Here is a 17,149-nt window from a genome sequence, read left to right on the forward strand (position 1 = left end):
GAAATTATCCCTCTATGGCATCAATAGCACGAATGAAAGCCGACCGCATACCAGCCGCTTCCAGCTCGGCAACACCTTTTATTGTCGTACCCCCCGGAGAACATACGGCATCCTTCATAACGCCTGGATGACGCCCTGTTTCCAGCTGCAGCTTTGCTGTTCCTACAAATACCTGACTCACCATACGATAGGCTGTTGCACGAGGAATACCATGCTTTACCGCCGCATCTGCCAAAGCTTCAATTGCCATAGCCACAAATGCCGGTGAACAGCCACCAACGGTACCTGCCACCGAAAGCAATGAGCTATCAACCTCTACCACTTCGCCCAATGTGCTGAGAAGAGCATGGATAGAACCTCTCTCATCATCTGTAAGCGTATCTTGTGTCTCGCAAGCCACCACACCTTCGCAAATTGCCACAGGTGTATTAGGTACTGTTGAAATATGATGAGCCCCCGGAACAATACGTTCATAATCTGCACAAGACCAGCCAGCAGCAACAGACAGGATGATCTTATCTGACAGCTCGGACGCAAGTGGAGCGATTACCCCTTCAATAACATGCGGTTTTATCGCCACTACGACTACATCAACCGCATCTATAAGCTCAGCAGCTGTTGCATGGGCTTGCATGCCTCGCGCACTGGTACGCTCGACAAGTGAATCAAAGTGAGCCGCACATGCATGCATATGATCCGATGGAATTGCTTTGGCGCGAAGCCAACCATCCGCCATCGCTTGGGCCATATTCCCAAAACCAATAAACCCAACATGTTTATTTCCAAGCATGCAGGCTCCTCTCTTCTTACACCACGCGCCATCGTCCTCTTCATCAGTTTCGCCAAAAGACAGGACGTAGCTTCATACAGATTATTGTATGTACCCTTTTAAAGTACATGAACCGCGTACGACATTGTTTAATGAAGCTGGTATTCCTTTAACAAACCAGCGGTATACTTTTATTGTGCTGAAGCAGGCCATACATGAGATGGTAATTTCAGCTTGTGATATCGATACTGCTCTTTGTTGTCGACAAACCGGAAGGGGTTATTGTGGCACTTCTTACTGTCGATTACTTTTCTCCGTCACTCATGAGAACCACCACGCTCGAAGTCATCCTTCCTTTTGACTCAGTGGGCGATGCCATGGCAACGGATTCAGCTCTTGTCCACGATCCGGAACATGGCTGGGAACAACATCCCTATCCCGCAGGGCAATCAGCCTTCAAGACGCTCTACTTACTCCATGGCATCTCTGGTAATCATGGCGATTGGATAAGTGAATCGCGCATTCGTTCTTGGGCCGAAGAACGCCATCTCGCCGTTGTTATGCCATCGGGCTACAACGCCTTCTACCTCGATAACCCTGATTCGCACAACTACTATGGTCGATTTGTAGGCAAAGAATTGGTTGCCGTTACCCGTCGGATGTTTCCCCTTTCCCACCGCCGCGAGGATACCTTTATTGGCGGCATCTCGATGGGAGCCTACGGTGCCATGAGAAACGGTCTTAAGTATTGCGAGACATTTGGCAACATCATTTCGCTCTCCACGGCTATGGCCATAGATAATCTCGAATACCTTGTTTCCGATAACCTCTTTTTCTTAAGAAGATCGTTTTTGGAAAGCAATTTTGGTGACTTACACAAAGTTGCAAACAGCGATAAAGACCCTGTGCGTCTTGCTGCAGATCTTGTTTACTGTGACCGACCGCGGCCTCGCCTCTATGTTGCCTGCGGCAATCAAGATCCCCTCCTCGAAGCCAACCGTATCATGGTAGATAGAATCCGTGGTATTGGGCTTGATGTAACGTATTCCGAGGATCAGGGCGGACACGACTGGAACTACTGGAATGAAGCGCTTCCACGCGCATTAGATTGGCTTCCGAAAGACTAGCAAGGGCACGGAGGTGTGAACCTCATGGCACTCCTCAGAATTGACTTCCACTCCAATTACCTCGATCGCAATGTGATTGTCACAGCGGTGATCCCTGCAGATAAAATGGATGGCGATCGCCTGGCCAAAGGGAGACGAGGGCCGTATCGCACGGTCTACCTTCTCCATGGGCTGTTCGGGCAGGACTACGACTGGATTGATAAAACCCATGTCGTAGAAACGGCAGAAGCCCGCGATATCGCTCTTATTATGCCTTCGGGTGAAGACGGCCTTTATCTCAACAAGCCCGAGATAGATGAGTACCATGGCAAATTTATCTCAGAAGAGCTCGTCGACTTTACACGCCGCCTGCTGCCGCTTTCCTCTAAACGACAAGATACTGCGCTTGCAGGCATTTCTATTGGTGCATACACCGCTGTAATAAACGGCCTGCTCAGGCCCGATCGTTTTGGCAGTATCATCGCGCTTTCCGGTGCATTTATGCGCGACAGAGTCCTGGAGGCAGTAGAATCGCACTCCCCTCACAAGAAACGCTATTACGAGCGATTCTTTGGAGACATCGATACTGTTTTGGGCTCGGAGAAAGATTATGCCGCTATGGCAGAACGCTTCCGCGAAGACCCCGACTTACCCAAGCCCAATTTTTACGTTGCGTGTGGCGCACATGACAGCCTCTGCCAATGCAATCGCGACTTTGTAGAGCTGCTTCGTAGTTGCAACTTCGATGTCACCTACTGGGAGCCTGACATTGGAGCACACGAATGGCCCTTCTGGAATGCTTGGATTGATTGTGCGTTGGATTGGTTTGCTCCTGGTGAGATGAAACCCTCTACCGCCCCTGTGGACTATAGTGCACTCACAAGCCTGCGTTTCCCACAGAAACAGTAAACACCTCAGATGTTTTAGGTTGTACAACAAAACCCACCGCACGCCTTTCAACGTGTGGTGGGTTTTATCTTGCCTGTATACTCTTGGCGCCCTTTGTTCTACTCGCGTTCATCACCCATAAAGAACAGCGCAACAGTACCCGGACCAGTATGGGAACCAATAACCGTTCCAATATCGTTAATAAGGACCTTGTCCTTAAGAGCTGGGAACTGCTCTTCGATCATGTCGCGCACATCTTCGGCATCGGAGCGGCAGTCGCTCTGTGAAATAGCGCACTTACCGCTATAGCCTGTGCCGTTCTGGGCATGTTCAACCATGCGCGCAAGCATTTCTTTTTCGACTCTTTTTTTCGTACGAATCTTCTCGCGCGGCACCAACTTGCCCTCTCTATCCACGCTGAGCAGCGGGCAAATTTTGAGCGCAGTACCGAAGAAGCCGCTCACTTTTGAAACACGACCGCCGCGAATAAAGCTGGTAAGATCGGTCGAGAAGAACCAATGGTGCACCTTAAGGCGGTTCTCATACACCCAAGCTTCCGCCTCTTCGAGCGTTGCCCCTGCATCGCGCATGTCGGCAACATAATCCACAAGCAGGCCAAAACCAGCACTTGCAGCAAGCGAGTCGATAACCACTACTTTACGATCGGGGAACTCTTGAGCCATCTCTTGTGCCGCAAGAACCGCACTGCCATAAGTGCCCGAAATGCCGCTCGAAAGAGTGAGATGTAAAATATCGGAGCCGTTTTCAAGCATCGGACGCCAAAGGGCGACATACTCACCGATACCCACCTGTGAGGTAGTTGGCATTGCACCAGCAGAAATATTTGCAAAGAACTCTTCGGGCGAAATGGATTGATAGAGATCATCCAGATGATCTACGCCCGACTCATTCCAATGAAAACATGCGTAACCGATCTGACGCTCATCGAAGAAGGACTTTGGGTAATCTGCTGTCGAACAGCAGGTAAGGGCAAAGTTTGCCATAGACATTCCCCTTTCAACCAACCGATAGGAATGCATAAGCAGCCTATCGATCGCGAGATGTTGGTTCCAAACCTTTTTGATTGTAGCTTTTGAAACCCTGCTCACAGCAAGAGCTATGGGTTAGCGGATTTATTTTCTTAGCGAGAAAGTGCCTTGCTCGGGTGGTTGCTCTGTCCGGTCATGGTTATCCCATAAGCCCGGTTATCACGCTCGCCAACGCGATAATGACGCCAACGATTGATTCTCCACCCAAGACACCTGAAGCGACAACGACGCCTGTTTCTTCAGCGGAGTCTTTCTCAACACCGCGAGCTGCGGCAATACGGTCGTATGCAAATCGAATAAGCGCACCTAAGGCCGTGGAAAAAGTCATATAAAACGGCAGATAAACACCGAGGCCCAACATCATAGATGGAATACCCAGGCAATAGAGAACCATGCCTACAACAAGACCAATGATAAACGCTGGGACGCTTGGAATACCGGACACCATTGTTGCCACAACATTTGCTTGCGCAGAAACAAAGAGCGCATCGGGACCAAAGGCATCAGGACCGTAGGCGGCAAGCAGTGCTACAAGCACCACAACTGATACTACCGTTCCAAGAAAGGCACCAATGACCTGGCCAATCCACATCATTCTTGGAGGGGTTCCGATTATTTCGCCCGTTTTGAAGTCGCTCATTACGTCGCCCGCAAGACCACAAGCAACCGCGATAATGCCTGCCACGTAAAACAACCTCACCTGTGAGACATCTGAGAAAGCGGCTACAAAGAGCAGCACGATAAGACCGAATATCTCCATCGGGTCGATGCCAGACTGGCCCACCGATTGGGCACTCATCACAGCTGTTACAAAAGAGAGCACCACAATAACTATGCTCACGGCAGGGCCCAAATTCAGCCATATGCAAGCAATCAGAGCCGCTGCAGCGGTCATAAGAGCCAAAACGCCCGCATCAAAACGGGAGGTAATATCGGCAAAGAAACCTTTTTTCTGCGTGGTGCTTTTCTCATGAGAAGAACTCAGACGTTTGAAAACTGGAATCGCAATATCGCGTACCACAACGCCCGCGCCAGATCCCATCATCAGGCCCATACCCAAGCTACTCACAATACCTTGCGCGGTAGAAACATCCCAAACACCTAACAGGGATCCACCAAACACCAGGCCAAACCAACCAAGCAGAGCACCTGCCATCCAATAGATCATCGAGCGGCGACCAGCGAGAAAACCCACCGCGAGTCGCATAGGTGAATTTTGAATTGCGAACGCAACGCCTGGAATGGGCAGTGAACACACAAGGGAAGGCATGAGACCAAAAACATCTCTTACAACACACCAAAGACCAGCAAGTCCCATGGCACCAAAGAGCCTTTGGCCAGTGCGTCCACGCTCACGACTTGCAAGGAGTGTTTCAGCTGCCGCCGTACCAATGGGATATTCGAGATCAGATTCCTCTACAAAACGATGGCGGATAAGCGCCGTGCATACCAAGCCAAGCAACGTTCCTGCAAGGGCAACACCTAGCATTTCTATCCAGGAAACCTCTTCGGTCATTCCCAGAATCCAAATACCGGGAATAGTAAACGCCAGACCGCCAGCGACCATCGATCCGGCAGACATAATTACCTGTGTAACATTTGCCTCGTTAAGACTTGTGCGCCCAAAAGCACGAAGTAACACAAGCGCAGTAATAGAGGTGAAGATGGTAGGCCACGGCAATGAACCCATTTTAAGAGCGGTATACACCGATGATGCCGTGATAATGACGCAGCCTATACAGCCGATAAGAATACCGGCACCAGAAAGCTGGCCACGTAAAGCCGTAGGCTTGCTTGCATGATTCATATAGTTGCCCCTTCGTATATCCGCTCCCTCTTTAAGCCCAACAAAACGTGGCTTAGGGAGTCGGGTTACGCCTTGAGTAGGAAAAGTATAATTCAAAAAGAAAGCATTGTAGGGACGATTAAGTGTAAAAAAATCAGTTCATCGGGAGGCACACTGTGCAGCAACAGCAATCTGCCACAGCCAACGCACAGACGATACTCGCCGTTGACGTGGGAAACACTATTACACGCTTCGGTGTGCTCACCATACAACATGCCACAACAACACAGCAGATAAAGCCTCTTCTACAAGGCTCTTGTGAGCTTTCCACTCCTTCCCGCCTCACAGCAGATGATGCGAGAATCCAACTTCAACAAGCTCTGTCTCTACTGCCCGGCAACGCACTGGCTGGCTGCATACTCTCTTGCGTTGTGCCAACGCTTGCCCAACCATGGCGCACCGCACTTGCTCAGATAAGTCCCACGCGACCTTTAGTGGTTGGCCCTGGTCTTAAATCGGGAATACGCATGCGCTTTGATGATCCTTCCGAAGTCGGAGCCGACCGTGTTGCCGATGTCGTAGCTGCACGCCATTCCTACCAAACCCCTGTTGTCGTAGTTGATCTTGGTACGACAACCAACTTGGAAGTCATTGATAAAAACGGCACTTTTATAGGCGGTGTTATCGCCCCTGGTATTGAACTTGGAGCCCGTTCACTCTCGCAAGCAGCTGCCCGTCTCCCCGAAATTGAACTTCAAGCTCCTCAAGAAGTTATAGGGCGCAATACGCAAGCTGCCATGCGATCTGGTGTCGTTTTAGGTGAAGCCGCGCGAGTCGACGGATTGCTCGAGGCTGTTATTGCCGAATTGGGGAACACTGATACTGTCACTATTGTTGTAACCGGAACATATGCCCAAGAGATGGCATGCCTTGTGCATCATGATGTCATTGTTGATGAGACACTCATTCTTCGAGGCTTGGCTTTGCTCTGGCATAACAATCGGCCAAAACGCAGGGAGGACTCATGTCCGACATCTTCAATATGATTCAAGAAATCCTTGCCAAGCCCTGGGTACGCACCCTCATATGGTTTGTCATCCTTGTTCTCGCAACAAAGATACTTGCAAACCTGGTTGCTAAACTTCTACGTCACATGCTGAGAAGTGAAGAGAATCCGCTGCCATCCTCTTCAATCATTGTCAATATCGCCCGCGGAACGGTATGGGCCCTTGGAGCTAGTGTTATTTTGGACACCTGCTTCAACGTAAATGTCAGCGCTTTTATTGCAGCTCTTGGCGTTGGCGGTATCGCTCTTTCGCTTGGTTTTCAGGATACGCTCTCAAATCTTATTGGTGGCCTGCAGCTCACGTTTATGCGTGTGGTTGTTCCCGGAGATCTTATTGAGGTAGGAAACGCAAAGGGACGCGTACACGATGTTGGTTGGCGCCACACCACTATTGACACCGCAACAGACGGTACGGTCATAATCCCAAACTCAGTTCTCTCAAAGACATCTTTTTCTAAGCTTTCTGACGACGCTGCTGTAAGCGTTCCCATCGCAGGAACTTTTGCGGATGAAACCCTCGACACCTACGCCAAATCAATCGAGGGGTCTGCACAAAAGGCCGCTGAAAGCATATGTGCCATTACCTCAAATCCAAAAGTACAAGTTCGGTTTACAGAAATAACCGAATCAGGATTTAAGGGACAAATCGACCTGCGCGTCGCCGACCCTCAGGCGGTTTCTGCTGTTACCGACAGCATTGTGCGTGCTGTTGCTCCCTTCACGCGCGCATAAGCTACTCGTCTCCTATTTTGTCGTCCTCATTCAATTCCCTTATCACACGACAAGGATTTCCAAAGGCTATTACACCTTCCGGAATAGAACGGGTAATAAGACTGCCTGCACCAATAACACTTCCACGTCCAATAGAAACGCCTGCGAGCACTTTGACGTCGGCGCCTATCCATACGTCATCGCCAATTTCAATAGGGTGCGCAATCTCGAGACCGCGATTGCGATCCTGAGCAAGAAGCGGATGTTGCGCAGTATATGCGCCAAAATTTGGGCCGATAAATACATGGGAACCAATGGTGATGGACGCACCATCCATCAGATACGCTCCATGGTTGATGAACGACCAATCGCCAACAGAAACGTTATAGCCATAATCCACGAAAAAAGGTGTCAGTATTTCTACGTGCTCACCAAGGGAGCCAAGTAATTGTTTGAGCAAGGCATTGCGACGCTCGGCATCTTGTGGTGCCGTTCTGTTGAGTTCAAAAGTAAGTTCTTCAGCATCGAGACGCTCTTTTACAAGACTCTCATCATAATTTGCGTCATACCAAAGACCTGTATCACGGCGCTGTCGCTCATTCATAGACACTTCCCTTCATGCGGTAGAACTATTCGAACATACCTACAATGATTGTATTGGTCATTTGCCAAGAAGGAGTAAGACCATGCCTACCATTGCTATTGTTACAGGTGCTTCTTCAGGACTTGGAGCGGCATTTACCCATCAACTCGATAAAGGCGCCTTTGGACGTCTGGATGAAATTTGGGCCGTTGCTCGCCATGCCGACAAACTCGAAGCGCTTGCCCAGTCTCTGTCAACACCTCTCCGTCCTTTTGCGCTTGACCTAACACAAGAAGATGCCTGCGAGCAGATTGCTCATGCACTCGCACAAGAAACAAACCTCACGGTAGCACTCCTCATTAACAACGCAGGTTTTGGTGCTTTTGGCAGGTTTTCATCTGTCCCCTTAGAGCACAATGCCGCAATGGTACGTCTTCTTGCACTTGCTCCAGTGGAGCTTTCTTATCACGTGCTCCCCTACATGCTGGCTGGCTCACGCATATTAAACGTTTCAAGCGCAGCTGCTTTTATGCCGCAGCCCCGTCTTTCGGTCTACTCAGCTGCTAAACGTTTCATATTGGATTTTTCTCGTGCCCTTGATGCTGAACTTGGAGGTGTTGGCATTCATGTAACTGCTGTGTGCCCCCGCTTTATGCAGACAGCATTTCTCGACCACACCCTCGATTCTGCTGAAGCAATGCGCATGGCCCGTCTAACAGGATTTGAAAAACCAGAAAGGGTTGCCGCAAAAGCCTTGAGAGCCGCACGGCTTGGACGTGCGCTTTGTATACCTTCCCCGTATATGCGCACTCTTTATGCAGCAACAAAGATCCTGCCCTATCCCATCGCTTTGAGCCTTGAGCAAGCTGTTATGGGAAGAAGTAATTCATAAGGCTTTTGCTCACTCTTTATACTGGCCTATCATACAGAATGCATTTGCAATACACAGAGCATCCAACGCGTGTGAGAAGAGAGGTTTATGTCTGATACAACTCCCCAGCATAAACAGCCTGCCACCAACACATCAAACAATGTAGAAGGGCAAACAGCTCCTTTTGAATATGATTTTCACGTTCGCTACAGCGAGGTAGATCATCGTGGCCTTATGACGCTTCCTGCTGTTGTAAATGCTTTCCAAGACTGCAGTACATTTCAATCTGAGGTGCTCGGCGTCGGAATGCGATGGCTTAAACAAGAACGTCATGCATGGGTGCTTACTCACTGGCACATTGCAATCGATCGCTATCCAGCCCTTTGTGAACATATAACTGTAGGTACGTTTGCAAGCCGTTTTCGAGGTGTTACAGCAGAGCGCTTCTTTTATCTGCGCGACGATGAGGATAATTTCGTCGCAAAAGGCAAATCATCCTGGGTTTTTCTCAATATGGAAACTGGAAAACCAGCGCGAATTGAACCGCGTTTTGTAGAGCCATATGGCACGCATGAGCCTTTACCCATGCCGCCGGAGTCAAGGCGTGTTGTGATTCCTGAGTCGCGAGAATTCCGCGATCCTCTTACCATTCGTCGTGGGCAAATAGATACGAACGAGCATGTTAATAATGCCGAGTATGTTCAAATGGCATTAGAACAGCTCGATCGTGAGATCGATCCACACGTCCTTCGTGTGGATTATCGCCGCGCTGCCGTTTTGGGAGATTTAGTTCGCCCGGGTATTGGTCGAAATAAAGAAGGCAACCTCGTTATTACACTCGACGATACAAACGACACGATGTTTGCTTCTATTGAACTCATATAAACTGCTTCAGTCGGCGGATGTTTTATGCAATTCACCGATGAACTGTAAAGATTCTGAAAAGCAGATCTTGAGATTGGGCATTCTCATCTCACCCGTTTTAGCAACTGTTTACAAATAAACAGCAGTTACCTCGATGAAAAGGAGCCCGACATGAGATCTGCTTTACGCCGTTCCCGCGTCCAGCTCATAAGCTCCATGCTTCTCATAGGAGCCCTCGCTCTTGTTGGCTGCTCAAATCCGAGTGATCAACAGCGCATAGAAGAACTGGAAGAACAGGTTGCTGAGCTACAAGCAACGCAAGGGAACACCTCAACCGAAAACCAACAGTCATCGCAAAACAAACAGGACGCTACGCAGGATTCGTCTACAACTGATACTTCTCAGCAAGCTTCCTCAGATGATCTTGCAGACTTCGAAGCACGCATCAGTGAATTGGAAACAACCTTCCAAAACACCACTGCTTCAGGCGACTACGAAGCAGATTATCAGACCTACCTCGATATTCAGAGCCAGCTTGATGCCCTTGATCGTGAGATTGATGCCTTTGAAAATGCCCGTGAACGCGAGGCACGTGACGGCACTATAACGCGTGAAGAATTCCGCGAAATTGACCGCGAGACCGATCGCTTAGAAGACCGTCTTGATCATGCTGAGGAAACCCTTGAATACAATTTAAGAATCGACGACTAAAAATCGTTTGGCGGTTACCGAAGCAATATGATCGTCGTACTATAAGGCCGATATACTCATGTTTTACGAGTATATCGGCCTTTGACGCTTGTATTACTTTGAACTGGAGAAGCAATGGCACGACGAGGCACCAGGCGCTCCGAGCAAGACGAAAAAGTTATAGATCCCTTTAATGCACCGGACCCCATCATGCCCCATGATGAACCAGACCTTGCCAGTGTTTATGATCCTATTGTTTCGCCTGATGAAGATACGGACAATGCGTTTAGGTCCTCCAAAGATCGTACCGTTGGCACCAAAAAAGATACGCACACCTGGCATGATCCTTCATATACCGCGCCTACCTATGAAGCGCCAGAAGTTCAAGAAACGCCCGCTTCCAAACCTTTACCTCGACGTCGTCACCGTAAAAGGTATGCAAATCCTTCTCCTGTGCCACAACATCGGAGAAAAACAGCCAACCGCATCTTAGGTCTGTTCTTCATCATCATTGTGATATCACAAGCCTTAACAATTATTCCTTCGTGTATAGATTCGATCTCATCGTCGTTTTCCGACGATGACGAGTATGACTACACATTCGACTATGCATATATCGATCCATTTGAAGACTTGGATTACTCCTACACGCTCCAACCTGCTACGGCATCGATCGATCCTGCTCTTTCTTGGTACGACAACGAAACCACGGCCGATAACCTTGCTTCTGATGTATTGCGTACAGAAATGGATAAAATGGCTGCCGGCGAAAGCCCCTATTCAGAGCAAGCCTCGGCTGCTTTCTCCTATGAATTCACAGATTCCTGTGGCTTTGAGCTCGATGAAGTTGGTTTGGACAGCCAAACTATAAGCTCTGACATTACCTCAAAAATAACCTATAAAGTCTCAAGTGTAAGCATCTATACGTCGGGAGACGAAAGTTCTCAAGCAGGCTACGATGTATCCGGCATTATTTTCTTCTATGCGAACTGCCCCGATGTAGATTCCATTGCATGGGATCTAGCATCCTATATAACGTATGACCTCGACCTCGAACCAGGCGATGAGATTGATGATAAGGACCTTGATCTTATCGCAGAAGAATACAATCGCCTTATTGCTGAGACACCTATTCGCGAGTGCTTTGTAACAGCCGATGTTTCTGGTGAAGTTATCCCAGGTGGCTCGAATCTCACGCTTTCGCTTAATGAAACCACCTGGGATGATACGGTCCGAACTATTTTTGGAGCCTAAGCTTTCGTAGGTTGTTTAACTGTCTGTTCAGCGAGGCTTACCTCATCCTCAGTTTTCTTGTGGTGGAACGGGAGGAACATTTGCCTGCTCATTTGTTTCTTCTGCTGCCACCATCTGCTCAAAGACGGAGGCAGTTTCCTTAAAGCTTGCAGGCAAGACAACCGTTGAACTCTTTCCGGTGCGGGCAAACTCAGTCATCATCTCGGTCCACTGCGTATACATGAAGAGCTTATTTGCCTCATCATTAGTAACGCCTGTCTCCTGAATAGTTTCAAGAGAATCTTTGATGCCTACAGCGATGGCCTTACGCTGGTTTGCAATACCTTCGCCAGACTTCTCCATTGCTTCAGCTTCTGCCTGAGCCTCGGTAACACGACGAATGCGATCTGCTTCAGCCAAATCCTGAGCTGCTGCTTTTGTACGCTGAGCAGCGTTGATCTGATTCATGGAGTCCTCAACTTCGCGTGGCAAAGCAATACGCGTAATGAGTGTTGAAACGAGCGTAAAACCGTACGCAGCCATTTGTTCCGATACTGTCGCGTTTACATCTTTAGCAATATCGTCTTTTTTGGCAAAAACATCATCGAGCGTATAGACCGGAATAGAAGAACGCAAAGCGTCGGTAATAAAATCACGCATCTGTGCCACTGGCTGCTGAAGCATGTAATAGCTCTTGTAAACACCAGAGTCGGCGGGACCACGCCCCATTTCATAGGAAACATGATATTGAGCTGAGACTTCAAGACCGATGGTAACGTTATCCTCTGTCTTTGCATCAATATCAAACCCATTTTTCATCGTACGCAAGCTTACAGTAGCTGCCTTACGATCAATGATAGGAATTTTTGCATGCAAGCCCGATCCAACAATTTTTTGGAATCGACCCAGTCGCTCGATAATGACCGCATGCTGCTGCTTAACGACAAACAACGTGTTAAAGAGCACAACTACAACAATTACCACAAACACAATGAGCCAAAAGATAGGCACTAAAGAGCTCATCGTCCCTCCTCCTTCGCAGGCGAAATGGGGATATATTGCTACGAAGAATACCAGGTTTAAGGTAAAGAACAATCTAAACGTGCAAGCGGTCTAAATCAGGTCGTAAGGCATCTTGTGAGAAAACAGCCAAAAGATAATAAGGATCGGCCAAGCTATAGGAATGTAGAGCCATGACAGCATGAGTACTACTACACGCACGACATAGAAGATAAAGCGCTTCCCCGCCGTACGCTCGTGAGTCTCAAAGCTCATACGCACGAAGCCGCCACCTGGAGTAGAACCTTCATGAAACCACGGCATGATGACCTCTACCAGCACAAAAGCGGCTACCCCAATCCATGAAGAAAGCATCTGAGCTACTGCTGTTATCCACTGAGAGATTTCTGATACCGATGAAGGATCTGCAAATGCCCCTGAATCTAAAAGATTGGTAAGCGCCCAAACTCCCAGTTGCAAAAGGCCTTCAGCAACGATCGAGATAAGGCCTACAAGCAACATGTCGAGCCAGAACGCAACAGAGCGTCTCACAAATCCCGGTGTATGGGTAATCTCACCCTCTTCAGCAAGAGCCCCAGACGGCAAAATTTTATTCAGCAGCCTTGCTCCCAGCCACCCAAGCAAAGCACCAGAAGTGTTGTAAATAAGATCGTCGACATCGGCGGTTCTATAGGCAAATGGATAAATACCAAACAGGCCACTGCCCTGCGCGACTTCAATAAGGAGCGAGACGGCAAAACCCAACAAAAGAGACGGAACAAGGCGTAAACGCAACATCCGTCCAGCTATAAACCCTAATGGAACAAAGAAAATTACATTGAAAAGAATCTGTGGAATAGCAGCAAATCCTAAACGAGCAATGTCTGACAAGGGTGCCAGCGGGTTCAATTGCCACGGGATTCCGTATGTGATTCCCAGTCCCGATGACCCGCTGGGAAGTGGGTAGAGCGTAAAACAGCCAAGTCCAACAAGATATAAGACAGCGAGATACGTTGAAACAATTGATCCAAATTTCAGTCTTCCATCTCGGTGATAAAGGTACGCGAGAATAGGCAATGTCAGCACAATGGAAGCAATCGGCCAAAGATAGAGTGCCGCCATAAAATTGCCGCTATAGCCGCCAAGAGCTTTCAATAAGCGCCTCACAACCACCTTGTTTCTCCGCCCTTCTCCCTGTCGTTATCCTTACTAACTTGAAACTTTCCAAAGCATGACAAGAGCCACAACCGTTATTACCGTCATGATGGCAACGTAGGCAATGAGGCTCCCAAGCCCACGAAATGCTTCCCGCAAGCGATGACGCTGCGGTAACTGACGTGGTGCCGGCGTCCAAATACCATCCGAGTCGCCAGATGGTACATACCCACCCTTGTGCCGTGTCATAGTACCAACCTCAATCCCAGATGCCATTACGCTCACTCCTTTTCAACCAAACTCTGATGCTTTACCTGTTCTGTAAGACCATCCTCTCAAGTAAGAATTTGAAGTGCCATCGATTTGGCTTACGTGAACGTGACGCTTTGGTAAGGAAAGCAGGTCTGCACAAATAATGCGGTCTACCAGGTAAAACGATCTGAGTGATATGACGTAAAAACCTATTTATGAGGAAAGCACTGCAACACTTCACAAACTCTACGCTTACGAAGAGCGCCTCATACATGCTAGGGTCATTGAGGATTTTGGATAGATCCACTCTGGCGTTGCCGCGCGAAACGGCACGCCTTTTTTATGCACAAACCATCGTCGAGAAAGGCCTGAACTTCATGCCCCAGAACAAACGAGAAAGTCTTATCTTCACCATCATCATGTGTTTCTGCATGGTTCTCTGGATGTCCGTTTACAACGTTGCGCGCACGCATGGCTGGGCTTTTGACATGAATGTAATTGTGGAAGCTTGGGACGGGTTCCCACCGGCATATATTGTTGCAATGCTCTTAGATGTTTTTGTTGCGAGCCGTTTTGCCAAGTGGTTTGCCTTCCGCTTCCTCGTAACACCAAAGAAAAGCTCTCGACTCGCAATTACGCTCTCCATTAGCACCATGATGGTATTCCCCATGGTATTTTTCATGTCGCTCTATGGTGCTGTTGAAGCTGCTTTCCATATCGGCTCTCCCGCTGCCATTCCCATGATGTGGATGGCAAATATTCCTTGGAACTTTATTGCAGCACTTCCTTGGAACCTTCTTATTGCTGGACCTTTTTCACGGTGGATCTTCCGTCGTGTATTTCCTGAAGGAACAGTTCTTGAACAACCTATGGTGCAGGAAGCAGCCTAACACCACACTCCTTTATATGTAAAAATACGAACACAGAGCTCGGTTTTTACCCTACAAAAGGAGGAGCACATGGAGTGCCAAGCCGAACGTGATGCCGTAAGGTATTTTGATGAGTCAGGCAACATGCTCGCCGAGGTTACTTTTCCTCAGGTCGAGCCAGGCATCGTTGAGATTAATCACACATTTGTGGATGAGTCATTACGTGGCCAAGGTATAGCAAGTCAGCTCCTCACACGTGCTGTAAGCGTTATTGCTGCAAGCGGATTCCATGCACGTCCAACGTGCTCCTACGCTGTAAGCTGGTTCAAGAAGCACACTGAACACGCTGACCTTCTTGCATAGCTTCGCCTCACTACGTGCAGATATGGTGCTTATAAGAGCTCGTATCTGCACTTTTTTCATTTATCTCCAAACATTTGGCAAGCTGCCCTTTCTCGCAGGCTATCCTGATATTCATTAGTATCTGCGAGAGGAAATATCATGACAGCAAACCTCACCCAAGCTTTACTGTGGGCTGCACTCGGCTGTGGGTTTACTTGGCTTATGACAACCGCTGGTTCAGCTGTTGTCTTTTTCTTTAATACTTCGCGAAAGCTCATGCACCACATCTTTTTGGGCTTCGCGGCAGGCGTTATGGTTGCAGCAAGCGTATGGTCGCTGCTCAATCCTGCTATTGAACAAGCTGAAGCACAAAATATTCCTGGCTGGATTCCAGCAGCCGGCGGCTTTTTGCTTGGCGTGGCCTTTCTTATTGCACTGGACACTTTCCTACCTCACCTTCATGCAGGTGAAGATAATCCTGAAGGCATCTCTTCTAACTGGAAGCGCACAACACTACTTGTTTCTGCCGTAACCCTGCATAACATCCCCGAGGGTATGTCGGTAGGTCTTTTATTTGCTATGGCAGCACAGACGGCAGGCGCTGCGGGAGATACGTATTTAGGTTTGGCAATTGCCCTGGCCATGGGCATTGGCCTGCAAAACTTCCCCGAAGGAGCAGCTATCTCTCTGCCCCTTACCCGCGAAGGTATGTCTAAGAAACGTGCGTTTGTACTGGGCAGCCTTTCAGGCATTGTTGAGCCCATCTTTGGTATTGCAGTCGTGCTTATCAGCGCTTGGATTACACCCTTTATGCCGTGGCTTCTCGCTTTTGCTGCAGGAGCCATGATCTACGTTGTGGTAGAAGAGCTCATTCCTGAAGCACATCTTGGTGAACACTCCAACATTGGAACCCTGGGATTCATAGTTGGTTTTGTAATCATGATGGTTCTTGACGTGGCGTTAGGATGACGCACATACACAAGCAAGAAAGGCCTTAAGCCCAGGTGTGAGCAGCTTGCGGCGATGATGAATAACTAAAAGCTCACGATCGAGCTTAAGGCCAGGCACGTTAATGCATCGAATCTTATTGCGCCTGAGAGCCTCTTGCACGAGCGCCAATGGGAGCACGGACAGACCGAGTCCCGCTTCAACGGCAGCGATAAGAGCTTGGGTACTCACGCTCTCCCAAAGTGGTGTACAAGGAAGCCCTTGTGTCCGCAAGGCAGCTTCAAATAAATCGCGCACACCCGATCCTTGTTCTCGTAAAACCAAAGGCAGATGGGCTAGTTCAACGGGCGTAAGCGAGTTCTTGTCGCCCAATGCTGGTAAGCAAGACGCATCGTCTGGCGCTACAACGACCAATCTGTCACGAGCAAAGGCATGAGCAACGATGTCAGAACTCCGTATCATGCCTTCCACCAATCCAACATCGGCCTCACCAGCCACTACCGCACGCTCAACGCTGGCAGAATCTTCTATCATCACCTGAGCTTTAAGGCGTACTGCTTCAGAAAAATCATCGTCTACATGGCCTGTTATTTGCACAGGGGAAAATCCTTGCGAGAGCTTCCTGAGAAATTCCGGCAGATAACAGGTTCCTGTTGTAATGCTTGCAGCAATACGAAGTGTTTCGGTACCACCAGCTCGCATTTCCTGTTCAAGCGAACTAAAACCATCGAGTAACTCTCGTGCATGGGTAAGAAGCTTTCTTCCTGCATCTGTTGGAAGCATGCATCGAGGTCTGCGCTCAAACAGATCAGCATGAAAATGATGCTCTAAATCTCGAATCGCCTGGCTTACCGAGGGTTGTGCTACATGAAGGTGCTGTGCCGCAGCCGTACCCCCGCCATACTCGCACACTGCCACAAAGAGCTCTAGGTTGCGCAGGGTAAGACGATCAGACACTTTTATCCTCC

19 protein-coding genes are annotated in these 17,149 nt (G+C 48.8%); 11 read left to right on the top strand and 8 right to left on the bottom strand.

Annotation, left to right across the window (positions count from 1 at the left end; all coding sequences use genetic code 11):
* Positions 1–4: 4 nt before the first annotated feature.
* A complete protein-coding gene (proC, locus tag ACQY6Y_RS01765) occupies positions 5–790 on the bottom strand; it encodes a pyrroline-5-carboxylate reductase (protein ID WP_428378591.1) in 786 nt (261 codons plus the stop codon).
* Positions 791–1,053: 263 nt separating this feature from the next.
* Here proC and ACQY6Y_RS01770 point away from each other — a divergent pair, with 263 nt between their 5' ends.
* Together ACQY6Y_RS01770 and ACQY6Y_RS01775 are read left to right on the top strand one after the other, a co-directional pair.
* Entirely contained in the window at positions 1,054–1,896 is an 843-nt protein-coding gene (locus ACQY6Y_RS01770; protein ID WP_428378592.1) for an alpha/beta hydrolase, read from the top strand.
* 24 nt (positions 1,897–1,920) lie between these two features.
* Entirely contained in the window at positions 1,921–2,784 is an 864-nt protein-coding gene (locus ACQY6Y_RS01775) for an alpha/beta hydrolase (RefSeq protein WP_428378593.1), read from the top strand.
* Positions 2,785–2,882: 98 nt separating this feature from the next.
* Here the strand turns inward: ACQY6Y_RS01775 and ACQY6Y_RS01780 are convergent, their stop codons facing one another.
* Together ACQY6Y_RS01780 and ACQY6Y_RS01785 are read right to left on the bottom strand one after the other, a co-directional pair.
* Positions 2,883–3,767: a DegV family protein gene (locus ACQY6Y_RS01780; protein ID WP_428378594.1), complete on the bottom strand. Its 885-nt coding sequence runs from the start codon at positions 3,765–3,767 to the stop codon at positions 2,883–2,885.
* Positions 3,768–3,951: 184 nt separating this feature from the next.
* Positions 3,952–5,619 carry an OPT/YSL family transporter gene (locus tag ACQY6Y_RS01785; protein ID WP_428378595.1) on the bottom strand — a complete coding sequence of 556 codons (1,668 nt, stop codon included), beginning with the start codon at positions 5,617–5,619 and terminating at the stop codon, positions 3,952–3,954.
* A gap of 155 nt (positions 5,620–5,774) precedes the next feature.
* Here ACQY6Y_RS01785 and ACQY6Y_RS01790 point away from each other — a divergent pair, with 155 nt between their 5' ends.
* On the top strand, positions 5,775–6,644 hold the full coding sequence (locus ACQY6Y_RS01790) for a type III pantothenate kinase (RefSeq protein WP_428378596.1): 870 nt from the start codon (positions 5,775–5,777) through the stop codon (positions 6,642–6,644).
* The gene (locus tag ACQY6Y_RS01795) at positions 6,623–7,396 is read left to right on the top strand and encodes a mechanosensitive ion channel family protein (protein ID WP_428378597.1); all 774 of its coding nucleotides are present in this window, start codon (positions 6,623–6,625) and stop codon (positions 7,394–7,396) included. The genes ACQY6Y_RS01790 and ACQY6Y_RS01795 overlap by 22 nt, the downstream gene beginning before the upstream one ends.
* 1 nt (position 7,397) lies before the next feature.
* Here ACQY6Y_RS01795 and ACQY6Y_RS01800 read toward each other — a convergent pair whose 3' ends face one another.
* A complete protein-coding gene (locus ACQY6Y_RS01800; RefSeq protein WP_428378598.1) occupies positions 7,398–7,979 on the bottom strand; it encodes a sugar O-acetyltransferase in 582 nt (193 codons plus the stop codon).
* 82 nt (positions 7,980–8,061) lie between these two features.
* Between ACQY6Y_RS01800 and ACQY6Y_RS01805 the strand changes: the two genes are divergently transcribed.
* The 4 genes from ACQY6Y_RS01805 (at position 8,062) to ACQY6Y_RS01820 (ending at position 11,637) form a co-directional block, all read left to right on the top strand.
* Positions 8,062–8,850, top strand: coding sequence for an SDR family NAD(P)-dependent oxidoreductase (locus ACQY6Y_RS01805; RefSeq protein ID WP_428378599.1), 789 nt, complete (start codon positions 8,062–8,064; stop codon positions 8,848–8,850).
* Between the two features lie 87 nt (positions 8,851–8,937).
* Complete coding sequence (locus tag ACQY6Y_RS01810) at positions 8,938–9,714, top strand: acyl-[acyl-carrier-protein] thioesterase (RefSeq protein ID WP_428378600.1); 777 nt, start codon at positions 8,938–8,940, stop codon at positions 9,712–9,714.
* Between the two features lie 150 nt (positions 9,715–9,864).
* Entirely contained in the window at positions 9,865–10,404 is a 540-nt protein-coding gene (locus tag ACQY6Y_RS01815; RefSeq protein WP_428378601.1) for a hypothetical protein, read from the top strand.
* A gap of 114 nt (positions 10,405–10,518) precedes the next feature.
* Positions 10,519–11,637 carry a hypothetical protein gene (locus ACQY6Y_RS01820; RefSeq protein ID WP_428378602.1) on the top strand — a complete coding sequence of 373 codons (1,119 nt, stop codon included), beginning with the start codon at positions 10,519–10,521 and terminating at the stop codon, positions 11,635–11,637.
* 48 nt (positions 11,638–11,685) lie between these two features.
* On the opposite strand, the gene ACQY6Y_RS01825 is transcribed toward ACQY6Y_RS01820, so the two are convergent.
* From ACQY6Y_RS01825 to ACQY6Y_RS01835, 3 genes are all read right to left on the bottom strand, one after another.
* A complete protein-coding gene (locus ACQY6Y_RS01825) occupies positions 11,686–12,639 on the bottom strand; it encodes an SPFH domain-containing protein (protein WP_428378603.1) in 954 nt (317 codons plus the stop codon).
* 90 nt (positions 12,640–12,729) lie between these two features.
* Complete coding sequence (locus ACQY6Y_RS01830) at positions 12,730–13,788, bottom strand: VanZ family protein (RefSeq protein ID WP_428378604.1); 1,059 nt, start codon at positions 13,786–13,788, stop codon at positions 12,730–12,732.
* Positions 13,789–13,824: 36 nt separating this feature from the next.
* Positions 13,825–14,046, bottom strand: a complete 222-nt coding sequence (locus ACQY6Y_RS01835) for a hypothetical protein (RefSeq protein WP_428378605.1) — start codon at positions 14,044–14,046, stop codon at positions 13,825–13,827.
* Positions 14,047–14,315: 269 nt separating this feature from the next.
* Between ACQY6Y_RS01835 and ACQY6Y_RS01840 the strand changes: the two genes are divergently transcribed.
* The 3 genes from ACQY6Y_RS01840 to ACQY6Y_RS01850 all read left to right on the top strand — a co-directional run bounded on the left by ACQY6Y_RS01840 (position 14,316) and on the right by ACQY6Y_RS01850 (position 16,202).
* On the top strand, positions 14,316–14,912 hold the full coding sequence (locus ACQY6Y_RS01840) for a DUF2798 domain-containing protein (RefSeq protein WP_428378606.1): 597 nt from the start codon (positions 14,316–14,318) through the stop codon (positions 14,910–14,912).
* A gap of 69 nt (positions 14,913–14,981) precedes the next feature.
* Positions 14,982–15,254 (top strand): GNAT family N-acetyltransferase, encoded by a 273-nt coding sequence (locus tag ACQY6Y_RS01845; RefSeq protein ID WP_428378607.1) that lies wholly within the window; start codon positions 14,982–14,984, stop codon positions 15,252–15,254.
* A 138-nt stretch (positions 15,255–15,392) separates the two neighbouring features.
* Positions 15,393–16,202 carry a ZIP family metal transporter gene (locus ACQY6Y_RS01850; protein WP_428378608.1) on the top strand — a complete coding sequence of 270 codons (810 nt, stop codon included), beginning with the start codon at positions 15,393–15,395 and terminating at the stop codon, positions 16,200–16,202.
* Here the strand turns inward: ACQY6Y_RS01850 and ACQY6Y_RS01855 are convergent.
* Positions 16,194–17,138: a LysR substrate-binding domain-containing protein gene (locus ACQY6Y_RS01855; RefSeq protein WP_428378609.1), complete on the bottom strand. Its 945-nt coding sequence runs from the start codon at positions 17,136–17,138 to the stop codon at positions 16,194–16,196. The two genes, ACQY6Y_RS01850 and ACQY6Y_RS01855, sit on opposite strands and share 9 nt — an antisense overlap.
* Positions 17,139–17,149: the final 11 nt, after the last annotated feature.

The organism is Olsenella sp. Marseille-QA0557 (assembly GCF_965119725.1).
Lineage (GTDB): Bacteria > Actinomycetota > Coriobacteriia > Coriobacteriales > Atopobiaceae > Coprovicinus > Coprovicinus avistercoris.